This is a genomic window from Neochlamydia sp. AcF95, from assembly GCF_018342455.1.
GTDB lineage: Bacteria > Chlamydiota > Chlamydiia > Chlamydiales > Parachlamydiaceae > Neochlamydia.
Window position 1 is genome coordinate 1 of record NZ_JAEMUC010000005.1, and the last position, 5,094, is coordinate 5,094.

Genomic DNA, 5,094 nt, shown 5'->3' on the forward strand with positions numbered 1-5,094 from the left:
TAAGAGACAGGGTTAAGATAAACCGCTCTAATCATCAACACGCATAAGATAGCGTCAGCAGATTAAATTCTTGGACGGCCCTTCTTACCCGTGTTTTTATTTTCCCTCCATCCTTTAATGGTTTCATCCGAAAACCATAAGGTTATGCTTCCTCTTTGCACTAAAGCTTTGTTATAATCGGACCAGTTACGTATGCGGTAGTTAAGCTTTTTTTCCATAGCTTGCCTATATTTTTGTTGTTGCAAACTAATTTTATAGCTCTTATGTGTTAAAGGGCAATCTTATCGCATACACTTCTTAGCATTTACGCAACAACGCCATGTAATTAATAAATTTAAAATTTAATCTTTTGCTTGTTGCCAAGCGGAGCGCTGAATAGCCTTAAATAAAGATTTTTAAGAAAAAAGCTTAGAGGATTAGCCTTTATAGGCTTTGCAAGCAGATATTAATTTCCACCTATCTTTATGTATAACTAAGCTATAATTGGCACACATGGCATATATCTAACAAGATTAAATTTTAACTTAAACGTTTAATAAAAAACATTAAGCTCCTTGTAGGCATTCTCTCTTCTATTGATAAACCTATAGATACTAATCTGATGATAGGTTGCCTTTAGAGCTTAGCTTTCAGCTCTCTACTACCACCTAAAAAACGGAATAAATTTTTGGATAACTAAAAAATGTTTTAGATTAGTTCAGAGTGTAGAAATGGGTAGGATAATTAAAATTGAGGTTTTAGCAACTTATTCATTTATGATAAATCAATCGTTGCTCTAGCCGAGTATAAACGTTAGATTCGCCATGAATAATGAAGCCAATTTAATAGAATGAAAGGATTTTTATTCCTTCTTGCCTCTTTGGATAAGAAGAACGTTTATCCCCAAAATTAAAAAAAATTAAGGGCCTTAACTTTAGGTAAGCCTTACTTACTGTGAGGGTTAGCAGCAAAATTATTAGGAGTACCCCTATAAAAAGGTTCTTAAAAGCCTCAGTCAATCCTAATATGCTATCCTATTCAATAGGGAAATATAAATAGCCATGATTACAGCCACAAGGATAATCTTTTACGACTACAGCCATTGCCTTGGAAATAAAAATAGATGGCCTTTATGCCTCAAGCTATCCTAGAAATGAATCAAATAGAATTAGAAGGAAGCAAAGGAAAAGTCATTAAGTTGCTATAATAAGGGGAAAGTATCAAGGATGCTCCTATCCTAGCGGAGACAGAACTAGAAATTACTACGAATGCCGGTAAGCAAGCCTTCCCAGAAGGCAAATAGTATAAACAACCTACAGTAAAGCTAAAAAGAAGGAGAAGAGTATCTAACCATCTTTACAGCCCTACAACATAGTCTAAGCCTTAATTGTCTTCAAGCAAGAGTGCTCCTATCAAGATCTTTGAATTTACTAAGGTTAGGTTTTAAAAACTTAGTCAGAGTCATAACAATCAGAAGAATCCTCATCACTACTACATTCATAATAACAATTCTGTAAGTCAAAGTTTATCCCATTAGATGACCCGGATTGCCCACTTTTTTTATCTATTCCTTGAAATATTTTAATTGCAAATTCTTTCTTATTAGGATCCATCAAAGCATTTATATAAGCTAAAGAAAGAATTTTTAAATCTTTTATAATCTTTAAAGTTTTTGCTCTCAGTTCACCTTCTCGATCTGATAACGTTTTATTGAGACTTTCTAATCCACCTATAAAACCAGTAGAGGTTTTATCATTTTCATCAATTGGCGAACTTACTTTTGGGTTATCACACAAATCTATAAAATATCTTTTTGACTTACTTACCTTTTCTTGTGAATAATCGGATAAATTAGCATAAATAGAAACAAAATTGATTTCTAAATATTTTGCATAGTATAAGTATTTTCTGCCTATGACTCTCATATAATCTAACGAAGAGTTTTCTAGCTTCTGCACATAAGCCCAACATACAGCTTGGATATCTTGTGAATTCCTTCTTTCTATGGTCAAAAAATTAAAATTTGAAATCCTCACTTTATCCTCAAAATTTTTTTCCGCTTGTTGTAGGTTTAAGTATAATTGTTCTTCTAATTCTTTTACTTTAGCGGAAAAATCACCTTCAGCAGGGTTTGTTTTTTCGCTGAAGTTGATTTTTTTGAAGTAATCCCTCCGCTTTATCTTTCTTTCTACAAAAGAGTTTTTTATATTTGAGACATATTGAGCATACTCGTCTTTTAAAAGATTTACATTTTTTGAAAATTCATTTTCTAAAGATCTAGCACAAGCTAAAAACTCAGATTCTGCTTTTGCAGAAGGCTGATGCGCCTTTTCGAAGACAAATTCCCGCTGCTCACCGTCACCGGCTGTGTGATCATTTCCATCTGTCTTAGCATGCTGATAACCTGGATAACGTTTGGGACCGAACAAACGCTTTCTTATAAGACGATAACCTGCCGAGGTGGCACCCAAGACAATAGAATTTTCTTTTTGCCTAGATTTCCAATTTTTTTCTCTCGTTTGAGATTCTTTTTCATGCATAAGAGCTATATGTATACGATCTCCCTCCATCTGTAAATGGGTACAAGATAAGAAAAACTGAGGAATTGCTGCTTTAAACTTATCTTGGCCACCTCCTCCTTTTCCAGTATAGGGGCAATTCCAATGAATGCGTTTAATTCTTTTTTCTCTGAAATGATTATGAAGGAATTGTCCATCAATGCCAAACAATACTGTCACTCCTAGTTCTCTTAGACGGGAAACTCTCTGCATGACATCTTCTTTCTTTTCAGCAGGGACAGTCAGCTCTGTAGCAACAATGGAGGAAGCTAAAAGAGGATGAGTCTTCTCATGTTTCTTGATAAAAGCCTCAGTAAAGGTAAAAGTTCCTTCTCCTATAAACAACCTCTTTTTACATGTCTTAGCTTTCCATGTGGAAACTTCTTGTTCTAAATGAAGATCTTTTACCTCTTTGTTGTTTTGATCGTATAATGTATTAAGGAGAATCTGTCTATAAAGCTTTTTATTTAGAGATTTTTTAAGATGAAGAAGAGAAATAAGGCTATGGGCATTGCTGTTTGATGGTAGTTTTTTAGCTTTCTCGTAAAAACGGCGTGCTTTATAAAAATTTGCCTGTTTAAAGGCTGCTTCTAAGCTCGCTAGATAGGTACTATGTTTCGATTCATTATCGGAATGAATAGATTTATCTTTAAATTGAGGCTGAAGAATTTTAATAGAGTCGTAAAATTTAATTGCTATAGAACCATTTGGCAATTCTGTTAGACTTTCAATTTGAGAATTTTCATTAGAAAAGGTATGATTAAAGGCAATTTTTCCTTCTATGTCTACTACAAATATTGAAGAAATCCCACTATTATATGTTCCACATATTATAGAGCCATTTGAAAGTGTTATCATAGCAGTGGCATTCCTTAATTCAGCTTTAGCTATACGCATAGGTTCTTTTGCAAGGTCATCTCTATAATAGAATGTTACGCTCCGCATATTACTGACAGCAATCGCTTGATCATCTAGACAAGCATAAAGGAAACCAGAATCATAATTCTTCCATCGATCTTTATTTTTCCACGTTTGTTCAGTTTGCGCTTCTATATCATCTTCCATATCATACATTGTAAGCAGCTCTTTATTGTCTTGATGTAAAAACAAAACTTTCGTCTTCGAAGCTAAGAGAATATTAGAAATATTTTCCTTCTTAGCGCGGCTAGGTAATTCAATAAATCTTCTTTGGGTTTGATCGAATTGCTCCCAGCGGACAGTACTTTTGTCTAGAATAGCAAGAGAGCTATCACCTAACACTAGAATTTCTGTCTGCGAATCTACTTCCTCTACCTCGCCTGTAAGAAAATTAAGCTTTTTTAGCCCTGTCTCTCCTCTTTCTTTTTCCAAAATTTTTTCGTATTTTATAAGCGCCCAGGCATCATGAAAATAGAGAATTTCAGTAATAGATTGCTGAACCCTCGTATCAATTATTTTTCCTGAAACATGCAATTGCCCTTTTTCATCTCCTAAGATCAGCGAGCCATCGCTTTTCTCTGCTAAAGCTGTAATGCACGCAGCATTTTTTACTTCAGTGACTTCATAAGTATCCGTTGGCCAATCCCATGTTGTAACAGTATCGTCAATCGCATAGCTGATTTTCCCGTCTGCTCGACAAATAAATATGGCGCCAGAAGGCAATCTTAACATCGTTCTATTATTCCAAGTCTCAATCTCAGGAGAGGACGGCTCAAGGGTTACTGCATGTGTTTCTGCTTGATATGTAGGTTGTACAAAGAAACCTTGTAGCAATCGTTTTATTTTAGCAGCCGAGGATAAATGAGTTAATGCCTCGGTCCTGACTTGGGGCGATATGCTTACAGGAAAAAGACCTTCTTATTTAGGAACTTTGGCATAAATTTTTTCGCTTCCGGTTCCTTCAAAAAAATTAAAAGTACCTTCTAGGGTCGTATGAGTAGCTATTGGATTAAATGAAAATGAAAACATATTGCTTCCTTGAGGCAAATACAAGTTAACTTAAGATTTAAAAATATATGTATAGCTTAATTTTAATATTCAACACAATTGAAAATAAAAATTTACTTTCATACGCAGGGAAATTGCATGAAGATTTAAGTTGACAGAGTGGGAGGTATAATTATCATTATCTCTATCCTTACAAAGGAGAGATGAATGAATATACATAAGCCAAATAGCATTTTTATTGCATTTAAGAATCTAGAAGATCCAAGGAAACAGCGGAACCAAGCTTATAGTTTGTTTGACGTGATTACCATTAGCATCCTGGCGATTTTATGTGGTGCAGATGACTGGGTGTCGATCCATTTATGGGCGTCTTGCAATTTACCTTGGCTGCAAGGGCATGGAATTTGCTTAGCAGGCGTGCCATCGCATGATACTTTAGGAAGATTTTTTCGCTATGTATCTGCCTCGAATTTTGAAAGATGTTTTGTACAATGGACCCAAAATATTGCTGGAGCCATTAAAGGAGTGATTGCTATAGATGGCAAAACATTAAAAGGCTCGCATGATATAGCTCGTGAAGGAAAAGCAATTCACATGGTTAGTGCCTTTGCAGCAGAGAATAAGCTAATAC

The 5,094-nt window shown here is 34.9% G+C and carries 3 protein-coding genes; 1 reads left to right on the forward strand and 2 read right to left on the reverse strand.

Features of this window, described 5'->3' with window-relative positions; genetic code table 11:
• Positions 1-62: 62 nt before the first annotated feature.
• On the reverse strand, positions 63-218 hold the full coding sequence (locus NEOC95_RS00300) for a transposase (RefSeq protein WP_213150933.1): 156 nt from the start codon (positions 216-218) through the stop codon (positions 63-65).
• A gap of 1,212 nt (positions 219-1,430) precedes the next feature.
• On the reverse strand, positions 1,431-4,289 hold the full coding sequence (locus NEOC95_RS00305; RefSeq protein WP_213150934.1) for a class I SAM-dependent methyltransferase: 2,859 nt from the start codon (positions 4,287-4,289) through the stop codon (positions 1,431-1,433).
• Positions 4,290-4,670: 381 nt separating this feature from the next.
• Here NEOC95_RS00305 and NEOC95_RS00310 point away from each other — a divergent pair.
• On the forward strand, positions 4,671-5,094 hold a 424-nt coding region (locus tag NEOC95_RS00310; protein WP_213150935.1), incomplete at its 3' end, for an ISAs1 family transposase.